Origin of the sequence: Rhodospira trueperi (assembly GCF_900101965.1) — a bacterium.
In the GTDB taxonomy this organism is placed as follows: Bacteria; Pseudomonadota; Alphaproteobacteria; order Rhodospirillales; family Rhodospirillaceae; genus Rhodospira; species Rhodospira trueperi.
The window spans coordinates 184904-201365 of sequence record NZ_FNAP01000007.1 but is presented as its reverse complement, the minus strand read 5'-3'; the positions used below and the strand labels follow the sequence as shown (position 1 = coordinate 201365).

General features: G+C 66.0%; 11 protein-coding genes. 8 read left to right on the top strand and 3 right to left on the bottom strand.

The window, feature by feature from the left end; translation table 11 throughout:
* The first annotated feature begins 2 nt into the window (after positions 1–2).
* The 3 genes from BLS85_RS11075 to BLS85_RS11065 are packed head-to-tail and all read left to right on the top strand — an operon-like array spanning position 3 to position 4479.
* Positions 3–845, top strand: a complete 843-nt coding sequence (locus tag BLS85_RS11075) for a class I SAM-dependent methyltransferase (protein ID WP_092786225.1) — start codon at positions 3–5, stop codon at positions 843–845.
* The gene (locus BLS85_RS11070; RefSeq protein WP_245699185.1) at positions 842–2698 is read left to right on the top strand and encodes an ABC transporter ATP-binding protein; all 1857 of its coding nucleotides are present in this window, start codon (positions 842–844) and stop codon (positions 2696–2698) included. The genes BLS85_RS11075 and BLS85_RS11070 overlap by 4 nt, the downstream gene beginning before the upstream one ends.
* Positions 2695–4479, top strand: coding sequence for an ABC transporter ATP-binding protein (locus tag BLS85_RS11065; RefSeq protein ID WP_092786223.1), 1785 nt, complete (start codon positions 2695–2697; stop codon positions 4477–4479). Before BLS85_RS11070 ends, BLS85_RS11065 begins: the two co-directional genes overlap by 4 nt.
* Before the next feature lie 455 nt (positions 4480–4934).
* On the opposite strand, the gene BLS85_RS11060 is transcribed toward BLS85_RS11065, so the two are convergent.
* On the bottom strand, positions 4935–6218 hold the full coding sequence (locus BLS85_RS11060) for a nucleotide sugar dehydrogenase (RefSeq protein WP_245699184.1): 1284 nt from the start codon (positions 6216–6218) through the stop codon (positions 4935–4937).
* A 436-nt stretch (positions 6219–6654) separates the two neighbouring features.
* On the opposite strand from BLS85_RS11060, the gene BLS85_RS11055 reads away from it, so the two are divergent.
* The 3 genes from BLS85_RS11055 (at position 6655) to BLS85_RS11045 (ending at position 11690) form a co-directional block, all read left to right on the top strand.
* The gene (locus BLS85_RS11055) at positions 6655–7221 is read left to right on the top strand and encodes a PadR family transcriptional regulator (RefSeq protein WP_176793617.1); all 567 of its coding nucleotides are present in this window, start codon (positions 6655–6657) and stop codon (positions 7219–7221) included.
* Between the two features lie 69 nt (positions 7222–7290).
* A complete protein-coding gene (locus BLS85_RS11050) occupies positions 7291–8493 on the top strand; it encodes an efflux RND transporter periplasmic adaptor subunit (protein ID WP_092786217.1) in 1203 nt (400 codons plus the stop codon).
* Entirely contained in the window at positions 8490–11690 is a 3201-nt protein-coding gene (locus tag BLS85_RS11045) for an efflux RND transporter permease subunit (RefSeq protein WP_092786215.1), read from the top strand. Before BLS85_RS11050 ends, BLS85_RS11045 begins: the two co-directional genes overlap by 4 nt.
* Positions 11691–11822: 132 nt before the next feature.
* Here the strand turns inward: BLS85_RS11045 and BLS85_RS11040 are convergent, their stop codons facing one another.
* Positions 11823–13043 (bottom strand): HD domain-containing phosphohydrolase, encoded by a 1221-nt coding sequence (locus BLS85_RS11040; RefSeq protein WP_092786213.1) that lies wholly within the window; start codon positions 13041–13043, stop codon positions 11823–11825.
* Between the two features lie 275 nt (positions 13044–13318).
* On the opposite strand from BLS85_RS11040, the gene BLS85_RS11035 reads away from it, so the two are divergent.
* Positions 13319–14200, top strand: a complete 882-nt coding sequence (locus BLS85_RS11035; protein WP_092786211.1) for a metalloregulator ArsR/SmtB family transcription factor — start codon at positions 13319–13321, stop codon at positions 14198–14200.
* A 119-nt stretch (positions 14201–14319) separates the two neighbouring features.
* A complete protein-coding gene (gene arsJ, locus BLS85_RS11030; RefSeq protein WP_092786209.1) occupies positions 14320–15555 on the top strand; it encodes an organoarsenical effux MFS transporter ArsJ in 1236 nt (411 codons plus the stop codon).
* Between the two features lie 39 nt (positions 15556–15594).
* Here the strand turns inward: arsJ and BLS85_RS11025 are convergent, their stop codons facing one another.
* Positions 15595–16455 carry a nickel/cobalt efflux transporter gene (locus BLS85_RS11025; RefSeq protein ID WP_092786207.1) on the bottom strand — a complete coding sequence of 287 codons (861 nt, stop codon included), beginning with the start codon at positions 16453–16455 and terminating at the stop codon, positions 15595–15597.
* Positions 16456–16462: the final 7 nt, after the last annotated feature.

The window sequence follows — 16462 nt, the reverse complement described above, 5'->3', positions numbered from 1 at the left end:
CAATGGATCGCCCCCTCTTGGACAAGGAACAGGTTGCCCTGGCGGATGTGCCGGAGACGATGTTGTGGACCCTGCATAACCGGGCCTCGGAAGCGGAACGCCCGGACGGGGTTCTGCGGGACGAGACCGCGATCGATATCTACCGCCGCATTGCTTACGACTTCGGCCGCTCCTTCGGCCGGGCCGAACCGTCGCACGCGGTGCGTTCGGCCCTGTTCGACGCGGAGTTAAGGGCCTTCCTGGCCGATCATCCGGACGGTGTGATCGTCAACCTGGGCGAAGGGTTGGAAACCCAGCGGTTCCGGGTGGAGGGACAGGACGCGCTTTGGATCGCGGTCGATGTCCCGGCCGCCATGGCGGTGCGGGAGCGCTTCATCGCACCGGATGAGCGGCACCTGCACGTCCCGGTGAGCGTCATGGATCGCCGCTGGTTCGACGCCGTGCCCCGGGGCCGCCCGGTGTATCTGACCGCCCAGGGCCTGCTGATGTACTTTGAGCCGGATGAGGTCGCGGACCTGTTCCGCGATCTGGCGCAGCGGTTCCCGGGGGCCTGGCTGGCGTTCGATCACATCCCGCGATGGTTTGCCCGCAAGACCCTGCGGGGATATCGGAAAACACCCCATTACCAGTCTCCGGCCATGCCGTGGGGCATCGACCTTGACGAGGTCGCGCCCACGCTGCGCGCCTGGGTCCCGGACTTGGCGGACGTCCGGCGGTTGTCGTTCGGGCTGCCGCGCGGGCTTCCCCGGGTTGTGTTCGGCATCGTGACCCGTCTTCCCGGTCTTCGCGACAAGGTTCCGGGCTGCACGCGTGTCCGGTTCGGTTTGGACAGGGAGGCCTCATGATGGATGCGGGTGGGGTGATGGTTGAACCCGACCGCCCGGCGGTCGCTGCGGCGCAGGACCCGGCGGCCTCCAGCATGGCGCGGGGCGGCCTGTGGGGCATCATCGGCCCGGTGCGCGGCGCGATCTGGCTGGCCATGGCCTTGGCCGGGGTCGGCATGGCCTGTGCGATCAGCGCCGTGGCCGCCCTGGCGGGCGTTCTTGACGCCATCCAGGGCGGCACCGTGACCCTGCCGTTGGTGGGCGATTGGGGCGCCTGGGCCTTCGGCGGGCTGGCGGTCGGCCTGATCGTCGCCAGTCTGGTCCTCCGCACGGGGGCCTTCACGATCTCCCATCTCGCCGCGTTCCGGCTGGAGCAGGCCCTGCGCACCGATCTGGCCGACCACCTCGCGCGGGTGCCGCTGGGGTATGTGACCCATATGGGGACCGGCGCGCTGACCAAGGCCATGCAGGACGACGTGCGCAACCTGCACGCCTTCGTGGCCGATTCCACCCCCATCATCGGGCGGAACATCACCGCGCCGGTGATGACCCTGCTGCTTCTGTTTCTGATCGACTGGCGATTGGCGCTGGTGGCGCTCGGCGTGTTTGCGGTCGGCATGACCGCCATGCGACTGGCCATGCGCGATTATGCCGCCCTGCGCCAGCGGTACGATCAGGCGCGCGAGGCCATCCAGGCCGCCGTGATCGAGTTCGTGCAGGCCATGGCCGTGGTGCGGCTGTTCGACGGCGGCGGGACGTCCTTCCGCCGCTATCACACCGCTCTGGAAACCTTCCGCGACGTGTTCCGGCACTGGGTGCTGGCCACCGGCACCGCCGGGCGCATCACCCTGGCCGTGCTGAGCCCGGTGCCCACGCTGCTGGTGGTCTCGACCGTTGGCGCCATCCTGTATGCGAACGACCTGGTATCCTTTCCGGCGCTGGTGGCCGTGCTCATGCTCAGCACCGGGGTCGCCGACGCGCTGATGCCGCTGATGTGGATGAACGAGTTCCTGCACAAGGCGCGGGCCGGCGCCCTGCGCGTGCAGGAGATTCTCGCCGTCCCCCCGCTGCCGGTTCCCGCGCGCCCGACGGAACCGGCGGACACCTCCGTCACTTTCGATGGCGTGAGCTTCCAGTATCCCGGCCGCGACGTCGCCGTTCTGGAGGACCTGAGCTTCACCGTGCCGCCCGGTACCGTCACCGCGCTGGTGGGGCCCTCGGGCGCGGGGAAGAGCACGGTCGCCCGCCTGATCCCGCGATTCTGGGATGTGAGCGGCGGGGCGGTGCGCATCGGCGGCGTGGACGTCCGCGATTGCGCGGCGGAGGCCCTGACCCGTCACGTGTCGTTCGTGTTTCAGGACACTTTTCTGTTCCGCGACACCATCGCCAACAACATCCTGCTGGCGCGCCCCGAAGCGACCCGGGAGGAGGTCGAGGCAGCCGCCCGCGTCGCCCAGGCGCACGACTTCATCGCCGCCCTGCCCCAGGGATACGAGACCGTGGCCGGGGATCGGGGCGCCCGCCTGTCCGGCGGCCAGCGCCAACGCATCACCATTGCCCGGGCGGTGCTGCGGAACGCCCCGATCCTGATGCTGGACGAGGCCACGGCCTTTGCCGATCCGGAAAACGAGGCCCTGATCGTCGAGGCTCTGGCCAGCCTGATGAAAGGCCGCACCGTGATCGTGATCGCCCACCGCCTGGCCACCATCCGCGACGCCGACCAGATCGTGGTGTTGGATCGCGGACGGGTGTCCGAGTGCGGCACCCATGGCGAATTGGTCGCGGCGGACGGGCTGTATACCCGCTTGTGGCACCTACATGAAGCCGCCCAGGGTTGGGCCCTGCGCGGCGATGGTCCGGGAGCCTCCCAATGACCGCATCCGCCCGCACCGTTCCCGCCTTCCGCGACACCTATCGCCGCATGCTGATGGCCGGCGGCGCCGAGGCGCCCCTGATCCGCCGCATGCTGGTGTTCTTCACTCTGGGGGCCGTGGCCCAGGGGTTGGCCTTCGCGACCTTCTTCCCCCTCCTGTCGGCGCTGCTGGCCGATCCGGTCGATCTGACCGCCGCCGCGCTCTGGCTGGGGGTGATGGCCGTGGCCATGATCGCAGATCTGGTCCTGTGCTGGCGGGGGCATGCGTTCGAATACGGGGGCGCGATCGCCGACGTGACGCATGATCTGCGGCTCCGCCTGGGTCGGCAACTGCGCCGGATCCCCATGCAGGACCTCGCACGCTGGCGAACAGGGGACCTGAGCGGCGTCCTGGGCGGCAGCATCGACGAGGCCGTGGCTCCCATGGGCACGCTGTCGCAGGCGATGATCCGCATCGTGGTCGTCCCGCTGGTGGCGATCGTGGTCACGGCGTTCGTGGATGCGCGCATGGCCGTGGCCATGGCGCTGATCTTCCCCTTGGCGGTGCCCATCTACCGTTGGCAGCGGCGGGCCTCCGTCATGGAGCGCCGCGACGTGGCCGAGGCCCATGCCGGCACGGAATCGGACATCGTGGAGTACGCCCAGGGCCTGGCCGTGCTGCGCACCTTGGGTCAGACCGGCGCTCGGGCGAAGCGGCTTCAGGCCTCGCTGGCCCATCTGCGGGTGGTTCAGGAAAAGGCCATGATGGCCTCCCTAGTCCCGACGCTGCTGATGGCCGGGCTGGTGGAACTGGGCCTGCTGGCGGTGCTGGCCCTGGGGGTCACCTGGGTGACCCAAGGCACCCTGTCGGTGGCCGCCTTCGCGGCCCTGCTGGTTATCGTGTTGCGCTTCAGCGAACCCCTGGCGCTGTTCTCGGAACTGACCAAGGTGTTCGACCTGATGGAAACGGCCCTTCAGCGCATGGATGGGCTGCTGGCCGCCCAGCCGTTGCCGGTGACCGGGACCGCCGCCCCCCCTGCGGACCACGACGTGACGTTCGAGGATGTGCGCTTTTCCTATGCGGGCGAAGACACGCCGGCCCTGGACGCGGTCTCGTTCCACCTGCCCGCGCGCACGATGACCGCCCTCGTCGGTCCGTCGGGGTCGGGCAAGAGCACGGTGACGCGCCTCATCATGCGCTATGCCGATCCCGAGGCCGGGGTGGTGCGCATCGGCGGCACCGATGTTCGCGCGCTGACGCCGGACGCGTTGATGGCCTGCCTATCGGTGGTGTTCCAGGACGTCTATCTGTTCGACGACACCATCCTGGAGAACATCCGCATGGGCCGCCCGGACGCCGACGACGCGTCGGTTCAGGCGGCGGCGCGGGCGGCGAACTGCCATGACTTCATCACCCGCCTGCCCGAGGGGTACCACACCCGGGTCGGCGACATCGGCGGCAGCCTGTCGGGCGGGGAACGCCAGCGCATCAGCATCGCCCGCGCCATCCTGAAGGACGCGCCCATCGTGATTCTGGACGAACCGACCGCGGCCCTGGACACGGAGAGCGAACGCGCGGTGCAGATGGCCATCGACGCGCTGGTGCGCGACCGCACGGTCATCGTGATCGCCCACCGCCTGTCTACCATCGTCGGAGCCGACCGTATCCTGGTGTTCGACGATGGGCGGGTATCAGAGCACGGCGACCACCGGAGCCTTCTGGCCGCCGGTGGCCGGTATGCGGCCCTGTGGGCCGCCCAGCAGCGCGCCAAGGGCTGGCACGCCGGTCGGCCGGGGCGCTGATCCCGCGCGGCCACTGGCTTTTTTTGCCTTCACGGACCTCTCTGTGAGGATCTGTCCCATCAGCTCCTCACCGGCTTTTCTGGATTACAGCTGGGGAACAGGCGACGGGATACGCATCATTTTCGCATGTCATAACGATACCGGACGGAGCGCGATGAGGCAATGAAATGAAAGCAAACAATGTCATTCTAGTGTGACGATGCGAGACCTTCCGCTATGGCGGTGCAAGGAATTTCTAATCAGTGGGGTGCGAACTCAAGTCCTGCCGGGAACACCAGTTCTTTGAAAGACTTACGTCTCGCCGAGGCGCCCCTCAGGGCGCCGTTTCGCAGCCTGCTAGAGCAAATCCAGAGCGATCCGAAACGGATCGCAACGACGAGTCGCGCAACACGACCAAGGGCCTGGGCACGTTGGGCAAACGAAACGGAACGCAACGCAACGCAACGCAACGCGCCCTAGAGCCGCCAGAGCGTAACGCCCTCCGGACAGGCTTCCCGGTCGAGCAGACCCTTGATATCCGCCACCATGCCCCGGCCCTCGATCAACAGGGACTGGATCAGCGGCCAGCCGCCGTCCCGGAAGGCGCGGTGACCGACCGCCAGCACGACGGCACCGGCTGGCGCCAAGGCCTCTGGCGCGGTCAGGCTCTGGCCGTATTCCGCCGCCACCTCGGCTGCATCGGCGAGCGGATCATGGATCTGCACCCGAATGCCGAACCCTTCCAGCTCGGACACAATGTCGATCACCCGCGTGTTCCGGATGTCAGGCACGTCTTCCTTGAACGTCAGTCCCAGGACGGTCACCGTCGGGAGTCCGCCGCCGGCTTGCCTGCGCAGCAGGTGGCGCAACACCTCTCGCGCCACGTGCGCGCCCATGGCATCGTTGATGCGCCGCCCGGCCAGAATCACCTCGGGGTGATAGCCGGCCAGCTGCGCCCGGTGGGTCAGGTAATAGGGATCGACGCCAATGCAGTGGCCGCCCACCAAGCCGGGCCGGAACGGCAGAAAGTTCCACTTCGTGCCCGCCGCCTCCAGCACGTCCAGTGTGTCGATCCCCAGCAATTGAAAGATCAGAGACAGTTCGTTCATGAGCGCGATGTTCAGGTCGCGCTGCGTATTCTCGATCACTTTGGCTGCCTCGGCCACCTTGATGGATGGGGCTCGATACACGCCCGCGGTCACGACGCTTTCATAAAGGCGTGCCAGCGTCTCCAGCGTTGCCGGATCGGAGCCGGAAACAACCTTGCAGATATTCGAAAAGCGGCGCGTGGGGTCGCCGGGATTGATGCGCTCGGGGCCGTAGCCGACCTGGAAGTCGGGCCCGAATGCCAAGCCGCTTTCCGCCTCCAGCACCGGCACGCAGACCTCTTCGGTCGCGCCCGGATAGACGGTGCTTTCATAAACCACGATGTCGCCGGGCTTCAGCACCCGCCCGACAGTGCGGGAAGCCGCGAGCAGAGGACCGAGATCGGGCAAATGTCCTTCTGTGACCGGCGTCGGCACGGTGACAATGTGCACGTTGGCCGCAGCGAGATCCTGCGGATCGCTGGTGAGGCGCAGGTCCGCCGCCGCAAGTTCATCCGGCGTCACCTCTCCGGTACGGTCCATGCCGCCCCGCAGGTCCTCGATCCGACGCTGATCAATATCGAAGGCCACGACGGGACCAACCCGCCCAAAGGTGACCGCGACCGGCAACCCCACATAGCCCAAACCGATGACGGAGACGAGTCGAGAGGACACAGCGCGCAAGGCTCCCCAGTTGAAAGGCCGATGGCGGCCATTGATGGAATGGCGCGTCGTAAAACGCAAAGGCTTATTCGGTGGGTGGAGAGCCGTTGCCCCGAAGTTCCCTCCAGCGGGAAGCCCGGGCGGTTTGAGGGCGGACGGAGACGATGGATCAGCGCCCCGGATCGTTTCGTCACTTCGTTCCCGCGACGACGAATTGCGCGCTCTGTTCGGCATGGAACGCCTTTTGATTGCCACCCCTCCCACAGGTGTCGTTCCTCCGATTGCCCTGCGATAAGAGCCGGCCCGTCACCCCCTGTCCTCAGGCATGCGCTTTTCGCATGGCTGCCACGAAGTCACCTATATTGGTTTGATATATATCGAACCAGCATACATATGCGGACACTCGGGGTTCCGCCCTTTCTCTCCGCCTTGGTTCGGATCGTCTCCCATGCCTCTTGATTCCAAAACACTCTGTCTGGGCGCGCTGGACGCTGGCTTCAACACCGGCTACGACATCCGCAAAGCGTTCGAGAATGGCCCATTCCAGCACTACCAGAGCCTCAGCTACGGCTCTATCTATCCGGCGCTCAACGCGTTGCTGGCCGAGGGGCTGGTGACATGCAGGCCTCACAGCCAGGACGGCCGCCCCGACAAGAAGGTGTACACCATCACCGAGGCTGGCCGCTCCGCCTTGCGCGCCGCTTTGCTGCAACCGTTGGAGTTCGACCGCCTGCGATCGGGCTTCATGTTCGCCCTCTCCTTTGCGCATCGGATGGCGCCGGGGGAACTCTCTCGCCTGCTCGATGACTATATCCGGGGACACTACGACCTGGCCGACGAACTGGCTCGCATCGACGGTGTCACCACGCCAGGAGATCGCTTCCTGATCCGCATGGGCGCGGACGTGTGCCGAGCCTGGGGACGTTGGATCGAAGAGAACAGGGCGGCACTCGAACACGACATCCAGGCGTACCGGACGGCCCGTGTCCCCCTGAGGGATGGTACCCACGGCTGATCCAACGGCGCCGCTCCATCGTCTCAGAACGGCAGCGACCCCATCGGGTCCCACGGATGAAGCAGAACCATGAAGTCATCGTACCTCATCGCCGCGTTCATCACCCTGGTCACCATCGGCTGGGTCGCGTCCGGCGTGTTCAGCACCGAAGAGGATCCGAGCGTGGTCGAGGCCGCGCTGCGCCCGCCGATGGCCGTCGAGCACGAGGCGTCGGTGCCGCAGGTCCGGGTCCGGCGTATGACGGCGGAAACCCGTGTGAACAGCCTGATCGTCCTGGGGGAGACCCAGGCCTCCCGCATCGTGGAGGTCAAGGCCGAGACCGGGGGGCGTGTGGTCGAGACCGGCGCCGAGGAGGGCGCCACTGTCGAGGCCGGAACGCTTCTGGTCCGCCTCGCCACGGATGATCGCGCGCAGCGGCTGAGCCGCGCCGAAGCCGCCGTCGCCCGCTGGGAAGACCGTTACAGCGCCGACCAGGGTCTGGCCTCCAGCGACTACGTCTCGCGTCAGCGGGTGCTGGAATCCAAGGCCGCGCTGGAGGACGCCCGCGCCAATCTCGCCGCCATCCAACTGGACATCGACCGCACCACGGTAACCGCGCCATTCTCCGGCATTCTGGCGGATCGTCTGGCGGAGGAAGGGGACTACCTGTCGATCAGCGACCCCGTCGCCCGCATCGTCGATCTTGATCCCCTGGAGGTGGTCGCCAACGTGACCGAGTCCGACATCGGCCGCCTGACCCTGGGTCAACCCGGATCCGCCACCCTTGTCACCGGCCGTGAGATCAGCGGCACCGTCTCCTATATCGCGCCGGTGGCCGATGGGGTCACCCGCACCTTCGCCGTCAAGGTGTCGTTCTCCAACCCGAGCGGGGCCGTGCCGGAGGGCATGACGGCCGAGGTGCGTCTTCCGCTCGAAAGCACGCGCGCTCATCACATCTCACCGGCTCTGCTGGCCCTGGATGACGAGGGCCGCATGGGCGTCAAGCTGGTCGACGAGGACAACCGCGTGGTCTTCCACCCCGTGGTGGTCGGTCGCGACGGCGCCAGCGCCGACGGCCTTTGGGTGGAGGGTCTGCCAGATCCGGCCACGCTGATCATCGTCGGGCAGGAATTCGTGCGCGCCGGACAGCGGGTGGAGCCGGTGGACACCGAGACCATCAAGGCCAACACCCAGGCGCTGGCCGCCGCCGATCGAGCGGCGCTGGAGGCCGGCCGTGCCCCGGCGGCGACGATCCGGTCGGTTCTGGCCCCGCGGGAAGGGGCCGAACAATGAACGCGGTGATCGACTTCGCCCTGGGCCGGTCGCGGACGGTTCTGGCCACCCTACTGCTGGTGCTGATCGCCGGCACGGTGACCTTCCTTGAGATCCCCAAGGAAAGTTCGCCCGATATTCCGATTCCCATCATCTACGTGTCGATGTCGCACCGGGGCATCTCGCCCGAGGACGCGGAGCGCCTGCTGATCCGACCCATGGAGCAGGAGTTGAAGGGGATCGAGGGCGTCAAGGAGATGCGCTCCACCGCCTACGAGGGCGGGGCCAACGTCCTGTTGGAGTTCGAGGCCGGGTTCGACAGCGAGCAGGCCAAGCGCGACGTCCAGGAACAGGTGGACATCGCCAAGGCCAACCTGCCCGACGAGACCGACGAACCGACCGTCAACGAGGTCAACATCAGCCTGTTCCCCATCGTCGTCATCACCCTGGCCGGCGATATCCCGGAACGTGCCCTGTTGCGCGTCGCCGACGATCTGGCCGACGAGATCGAGAAGATCCCCGCCGTTCTAGAGGTGGACATCGGCGGCGACCGCGAGCAGCAGGCGGAAATCGTCGTCGATCCGGTGCGGCTGCAGAGCTACGGGCTGGCCAACGCCGACGTCGCGGAGGTCATCGCCCGCTTCAACCGTCTGGTCGCCGCCGGGACCCTGGACACCGGTCAGGGCCGGTTCGCCATCAAGGTTCCGGGACTGTACGAGGACGTCACCGACATTCTCGATCAGCCGGTGAAGTACACCGAGGATGCCGTGGTGCGCCTGCGCGACTTCGCCAGCGTGCGCGCCACCTACAAGGACCCAGAGGGCTTCGCCCGGGTCAACGGCCAGCGGGCGGTGACCCTGGAGGTCAAGAAACGGGTCGGCGAGAACATCATCGACACCATCGAGGCTGTCCGCGCCGTGGTCGCCCACGAGCGCCAGTTCTGGCCGGAGGGCCTGGAGGTCACCTTCATCCAGGACCAGTCGGACGACATCAAGACCATGCTGTTCGACCTGCAGAACAACGTCATCGCCGCCGTTCTGCTGGTCATGGTGGTGGTGGTGGCCGCGCTCGGGCTGCGCTCCGGCCTGCTGGTGGGCATCGCCATTCCGGGCTCCTTCCTGATGGCCATCCTGCTGCTGGGGGCCATGGGCCTGACGGTCAACATGGTGGTGCTGTTCGCGCTGATCCTGGCCGTGGGCATGCTGGTGGACGGCGCCATCGTGGTCACCGAGTACGCCGACCGCAAGATGACCGAGGGCCTCCCCCGGCGCGAGGCCTATGGGCTCGCCGCCAAGCGTATGGCGTGGCCGGTGATCGCCTCGACGGCAACCACGCTGGCCGCCTTCCTGCCGTTGCTGTTCTGGACCGGCGTGGTCGGCGAGTTCATGAAGTTCCTGCCCATCACGCTGGTGGCGACGCTGTCGGCCTCGCTGTTGATGGCTCTGATCTTCGTGCCCACCCTGGGCTCGCACATCGGCAAGGCGGGCGTCGCCGACCCCCGGACCATGCGGGCCCTGTCGGCCAGCGAGCACGGCGACGTGACCATGCTACCAGGGTTCACCGGCCTTTATGCCCGCTCGCTGGGGGCGGCGCTGCGCCGACCCGGTCTGATCGTCTGTCTCGCAGTATTGGGACTGGTGAGCAGTTGGGTTGCCTATGCCATGTATGGCCGGGGCGTGGAGTTCTTCCCCGATGTCGAACCGCAGCAGGCGCAGATTCTGGTTCACGCGCGCGGCAACCTGTCGATCCACGAAAAGGACGATTTGGTTCGGCAGGTGGAGGAGCGCGTGCTCGCCCTCCCGGACTTCAAGGCGGTCTACGCCCGCACCTTCAACCGCGCGCCCCAGGATGCCGCCGAGGATGTGATCGGCATCATCGGCCTGACCTACAAGGACTGGGAGGTCCGTCGGCCGTCCGCCCAAGTGCTGAACCTGATCCGAGCGCGCACCAGCGACCTCGCCGGGCTGCGTGTGGAGCCCAATGTCCCCGACGAGGGGCCGCCCGTCGGCAAGCCGATCCAGATCCAGATGACGGCGCGCGATGCGTCGGTGCTGCCCGACGCGGTGGAGACCGTGTTGACCGGCCTGGAGGAGATCGGCGGCTTCATCGACGTCGAGGACAGCCGCCCCGTGCCCGGCATCCAGTGGGACCTGGACGTGAACATGGGACAGGCCGCCAAGATGGGTGGCGACGTGGCCAGCGTGGGCAGTCTGGTGCAGTTGGTCACCAGCGGCCTGAAGGTGTCCTCGTACCGGCCCGACACGGCCAAGGACGAGGTGGACATCGTGGTCCGCTATCCGGAGCAGTACCGCTCCATGGCGCAACTCGACAGCCTGCGCCTGAACACGCCCCAGGGACTGGTGCCACTGTCGGCCTTCGTCACCCGCACCGCCAGTCCCAAGATCAGCCAGATCGAGCGTGTGGACGGCCGTCGGGTCATGACCGTCAAGGCGGATGTCGAGCGCGGCCTACTGCCCGACGACAAGATGCAGGAAGTGCGCGCCTGGATGGCCGAGAACCGCGACCTTTTTCCGCCCGGCCTGGATATCGAGTTCAAGGGCGAGGACGAGGAGCAGAAGGAAAGTCAGGCTTTCCTGTCGCAGGCCTTCATGGTGGCTTTGTTCATGATGGCGCTGATCCTGGTGACGCAGTTCAACAGCTTCTATTCGGCCTTTCTGATCCTGTCGGCCGTGGTCATGTCCACCGTCGGCGTCATGCTCGGGCTCCTGATCACCGATCAGGCGTTCGGCGTCATCATGACCGGTATTGGCGTCATCGCGCTGGCCGGGATCGTGGTCAACAACAACATCGTGCTGCTGGATACCCACGACCGCCTGAAGAAGGAGTTTCCCGATCCGCGCGAGGCCATCTTGCACACCGGCGTACAGCGTCTGCGGCCGGTCATGCTGACCTCGTTCACCACCATGCTCGGCCTGTTGCCGATGATGTTCATGGTCAACATCGACTTCATCAACCGCGCGGTCAGTGTCGGCGCGCCGTCGATGCAATGGTGGACGCAGTTGGCCACGGCGGTGGTGGTGGGTCTGCTGTTCGCCACCGTGCTGACCCTGGTGGTCACGCCCAGCGCGCTGATGCTTCAGGCCCGCGCCCACGCCTGGGGGCGGCGCCGGCGCGAGCGCAAGGAGGCGCGGACAGCGGAGAACGCAGCAGCGCGACCGCCAGCCCGATTCGGGATGGCGGAAGACCAGGGGGCGTGACCGGCCTCGGCACCCGCCCCTTCTCCGTCTGTCGGGGACTGCCATTGTCAAGGTCAGAGCGGAACGCGATGGTGATACACTGAAGGATCAGACCGTTCAATCTCAGACGGCATTAATGAAATGCTACGCCCTCTAAATTGCCCGCAGCAAGGATGCCGTATCGAGGAGCATGCTTCTGAACATCTTTACAAGCCTCTGGTCGAGGTGGTCTGGCCCCATATTCCGCATATAGTCCAACGCCTCGGCAGGCATGAACGGAGGTTTATAGACCCTGAGATCCGTTAACGCGCCGAAGACGTCGACGATCGCCGCCATCCGGGCCAGTTCGTTCAGGTCGGAGCCTTTCAATCCGTTCGGATAGCCTGTTCCATCAAGCTTTTCATGGTGCTGCGCCGCAATGGTCATCACACCGCGCGGACGGTTCTCAACGCACTGAATCAACTCCAGGCTCCGGTCGACATGGGAGCGCATCACGGCCCATTCCTGGTCGGACAACTGTCCCGGCTTGTTGAGAATGTCGGGGGGGATGGCAACCTTGCCAATGTCATGCAACAGCCCCCCAACACTCAGGATCAACAACTCGTCCTGCCCCAATCCGATCTCGTTTCCAAAATGCGCAAGAAGAACAGCAACGCGCAGCGAGTGGACGTACGAATAATTGTCGTGATTCTTTACGTTCTTGAGAATCTGATCAATTTCATTGCCTCTTACTGCTTCGACCAAATAATGACAGCTTTCTCTGATTGCCTCGTATTTGATTGATTCTCCATTCAATATTTTTTCAGGCAGCTCCTTGAAAACGACGATGGTCTTCCTCAGCGCCAGACGTTGGTTTTCCTCCAAGGCGAGCCACTCATCCTCGACCGCACGAGAAATGCAGCGCGCCACGATCTCGACCAGAGATTGTGGAGGTGCCGACGTGACAAGGCAATCGAGGCCAGCTTCGTGTAACGTTGACGCAAAGGACGACATTTTACTTCGCGTCATTCCAATGATCGGTGTCGACTTGAACGTTGGGGTCAATCTCAGTTGTCGAATGGCCGCCTCACCACCGTCAGGCGGGGTCGATTCGTCAATCATAATCAAGGATGGAAGTCGCCCTGACGACCTCGCAAAAAGGGCGGTCTCGTCCGGGAAGGTTTCGATGTCGTATCGGGGACTTAGAGGCGCGACGAGTCTTTTCTTATGCTCTATCCATGGCTCTACAATAAATATTAGCTTTCTATTGTATTTCGAGCGAGAGCAGGCACCAAAAAACCGCTTTCCGAGTGGCGTAGATTCTTCATCAACGGCGCCCGCGATTACACCATTAAGATTAACAAGCTCTGTTCCTGCCCTATCTAAACTCGTCATTGATCGAAGACCCGGAACCAGTGTCGTAATTCTTTCTCCCTTCTTATCAACCTTTGAGCACTCCTGTCAAAAACTCAAGATTCGCATCGGCCAACAAATCGATACGGCTCTGATGGGACAGTGTCGCTGTCGTCGTCGGCGCGCGCGAACGGCTGAGAAAGCGGCGGCGTCGGCGTAAGGACCGCAGGAGGAAGGACAGCGTGGCCGCCGACGCACATTTCGAGTTTCATAAAACGATCCTTGACGGGGCTTCTTAATTCGATAATGATAGAAATATGAAACCGACGCTGATCGCCGAGATGATGGCCGTCCTGGCCGCCGCCCCCCGTATCCGCGCCATTCAGGCGCTGGTCCGGGCGGGCGCAAAGGGCGTGTCGGCCGGGGACTTGGCCCGCCGGTGCGGCGTGGCGGCCTCGACCATGTCCTTCCACCTGACCCAGATGCGATCCGTCGGTCTGGTGGAAAGCCGGCGCGAGGGCCGCACGCTTTACTATGTCGCCAGCCTGCCGACTCTGGAGGCTCTGGGGCGTGCCGTTATGACGGGGTTCTGTCCGGCGCTGGTGCCGGACTTCGAGTCAACCGCCACCTTCAGGGACCCCGCCATGGCTGCCAACGACCGCAATCGCCCCCTCAACGTCCTCTTCCTGTGCAGCGGCAATTCCGCCCGCAGCCAGATGGCCGAGGCCATTCTGACCCGCGAGGGTCAAGGGCGTTTCCAGGCCTATTCCGCCGGGTCGCACCCGCGCGATACGGTCCACCCGCAGGCCCTGGCGGTGCTGCGTCGCGCCAACCTCCCGATTGCGGGTCTGAGGCCCAAGACCTGGGCGGCGTTCGGTGCGCCCGACGCGCCCATGTTGGACTTCGTCTTCACCGTCTGCGACGAGGCGGCCGGTGAGGCCTGCCCGGCGTGGCCCGGCCAGCCGATGACGGCGCATTGGGGCGTGCCCGATCCGGTGGCCTTCGCAGGCACCGACGCCGCCACGGCGGCCGTGTTCAACGACACCTTCCGGATGCTCTACAACCGGATTTCGCTGTTCGTGAGCCTGCCGCTGGCGTCCCTGGACCGTCTGGCGCTGAAGCGGCGGGTGGATGCCATCGGCGCCATGGCGCGCGACCCCGAAGCGACCGAAGCCGTCGAGGCGACAGCCCCGGCCTGACCTCTCGCCCCGTCCCGCCCCCTCTCCAACCTCGAGGATATCCGTATGCCTCCGCGTATCGGCATCAATGGGTTCGGCCGCATGGGCCGGCTGGCCGCCACGGTAGCGGGGGCGCGGCCATGAGCGACCTACGGACCTATGCCGCCGTCACGGCGGCCTATTGGGCGTTCACCCTGACGGACGGCGCGCTACGCGTGCTGGTGCTGCTGCACTTCCACACCCTGGGCTATGGCCCGTTGGAGGTGGCCAGCCTGTTCCTGCTGTACGAGGTCATGGGCATCGTCACCAACTTCGCCGGTGGCTGGCTGGGCGCGCGCTACGGCCTGCGGCTGACGCTGTTGCTGGGGCTGGGGGTGCAGGTGTTCGCCCTCCTCATGCTGTCGCTGGTGCAGCCCCATTGGGCGCTGGCGCTGTCGGTGGGCTATGTGATGGTGGCGCAGGCGCTGTCCGGCGTCGCCAAGGACCTGACCAAGATGAGCAGCAAGTCCGCCGTGAAGCTGGTGGCGGGCGAAGGCGCGCTGTTCCGTTGGGTGGCGATGCTGACCGGCTCCAAGAACGCGCTCAAGGGCGTGGGATTCCTGCTGGGCGGCGTGCTGTTGCAGACCCTGGGCTTCCAGGGTGGGTTGTGGCTGATGGCGGCGTGTCTGGCGCTGGTGCTGCTGGCCTCGCTGGTAACGGTCGGCGACACGCTTGGCCGCGCGCAGGAGAGCAAGCTGGGCCGCCACCTGTTCAGCAAGACGCGCGAGATCAACCTGCTCTCGGCGGCCCGCATCGTGTTGTTCGCGTCGCGGGACGTCTGGTTCGTGGTCGGCGTGCCGCTGTTCCTGTACGAGCGCATGGGCTGGAGTTTCGCCGGAACCGCCGGCTTCATGGCGGCCTGGATCATCGGCTACGGCCTCGTGCAGGCGGCCGTCCCCAGCCTGCTGCGGGGCACCACCGATGCCGCGACGGCGGCGAAGGCCACGCGGCTGTGGGGGTTTGTGCTGGCGGTCGTGCCGGCGCTGATCGCGGCGGCGCTGACGCCCGGCCTGCTGGGCGGCTGGATCGACGACCGCTGGGCGCTGATCGGCGGACTGGCCGTGTTCGCGCCGCTGTTCGCCATCAACAGCGCGCTGCATTCCTATCTGATCGTGGCCTATTCGGATGCCGACAAGGTCGCGCTGAACGTCGGCTTCTACTACATGGCCAACGCGGTCGGCCGGTTGGGCGGCACGATCCTGTCCGGACTGGTCTATCAGCTCGCCGGGCTGACGGCCTGCCTGTGGGTCTCGGCCGCCTTCCTGGTCATCGCCGCCGCTGTCGCCCTGGCCCTGCCCACCTCCGCCGACGCGGAACGACGGTCGGTGACGGCGTGACGGCCCCGATTGCCCGGTCGACCGGCGCCGTCCCGCAGGTCAGGCGCCGTGGCCCGCCGACAGGTGGCTCCAGCCGAAGGCGATCATGCCGACCCCGATCACGGCGATGATCGCGGCGGAGAGGTAAGGCGCCCGCGCCAGCCAGCGGTCGAACCGATGGGTCCGACGGACGACCGCGCGCAGCCCCACCGCCGCCACCACTCCGGCGATGACAAGGGTGACGGCGAGGCCGATGCTGAAGGCCCCGACCAGTCCCACGCCCAGCCAGAAGCGGTCCAGGTGCAGACACAGGATCAGGACCGTGATCGCCGCCGAACACGGGATCAACCCGCCGGTCAGGCCGAACAGCACGACCTGGGCCATGGTAGCCCCGCCGTCCGCCGCCGCGCCACCAAAACGGGCCTCGATCTCGCGCGCGTGGGCGCGGGCGTGAGCATCCCCAAACCCTTCCCCGGGGAGGGGATGCGCATGATGATGGTGATGATGGTCGTCATGGTGATGATGATGAACGTGATCGTGATCGTGATCGTGATGGTGCGACTCGGGCCGCGGGTCGGTCCCGGCCCGGCGCGTCTGCGTCCACATCCAGGCGGCGATCACCAGGATGATCCCGCCGGACGCCATCATGAACCAGGGCTCCAGCCCCTCACCGATGATCTGTTCGCCGAAGTGCAAGGCCAGCACCGCCAGAATCCAGACGATCAGGGTGTGGGAGGCGGCGGCAGACAGCCCCAGCATCACGGCCTGCGCCACGGTGCCGCGCACGGCGACGATGAACGCGGCCATCATGGTTTTCGAATGCCCGGGTTCCAACCCGTGCAGGGCGCCCAGCGCCAGCGCGGTGACCGCCAGCAGCACGGGCTGGCCGCTGCCCTCTGATATGGCCGTGGTCAGATCCATGGGGGTC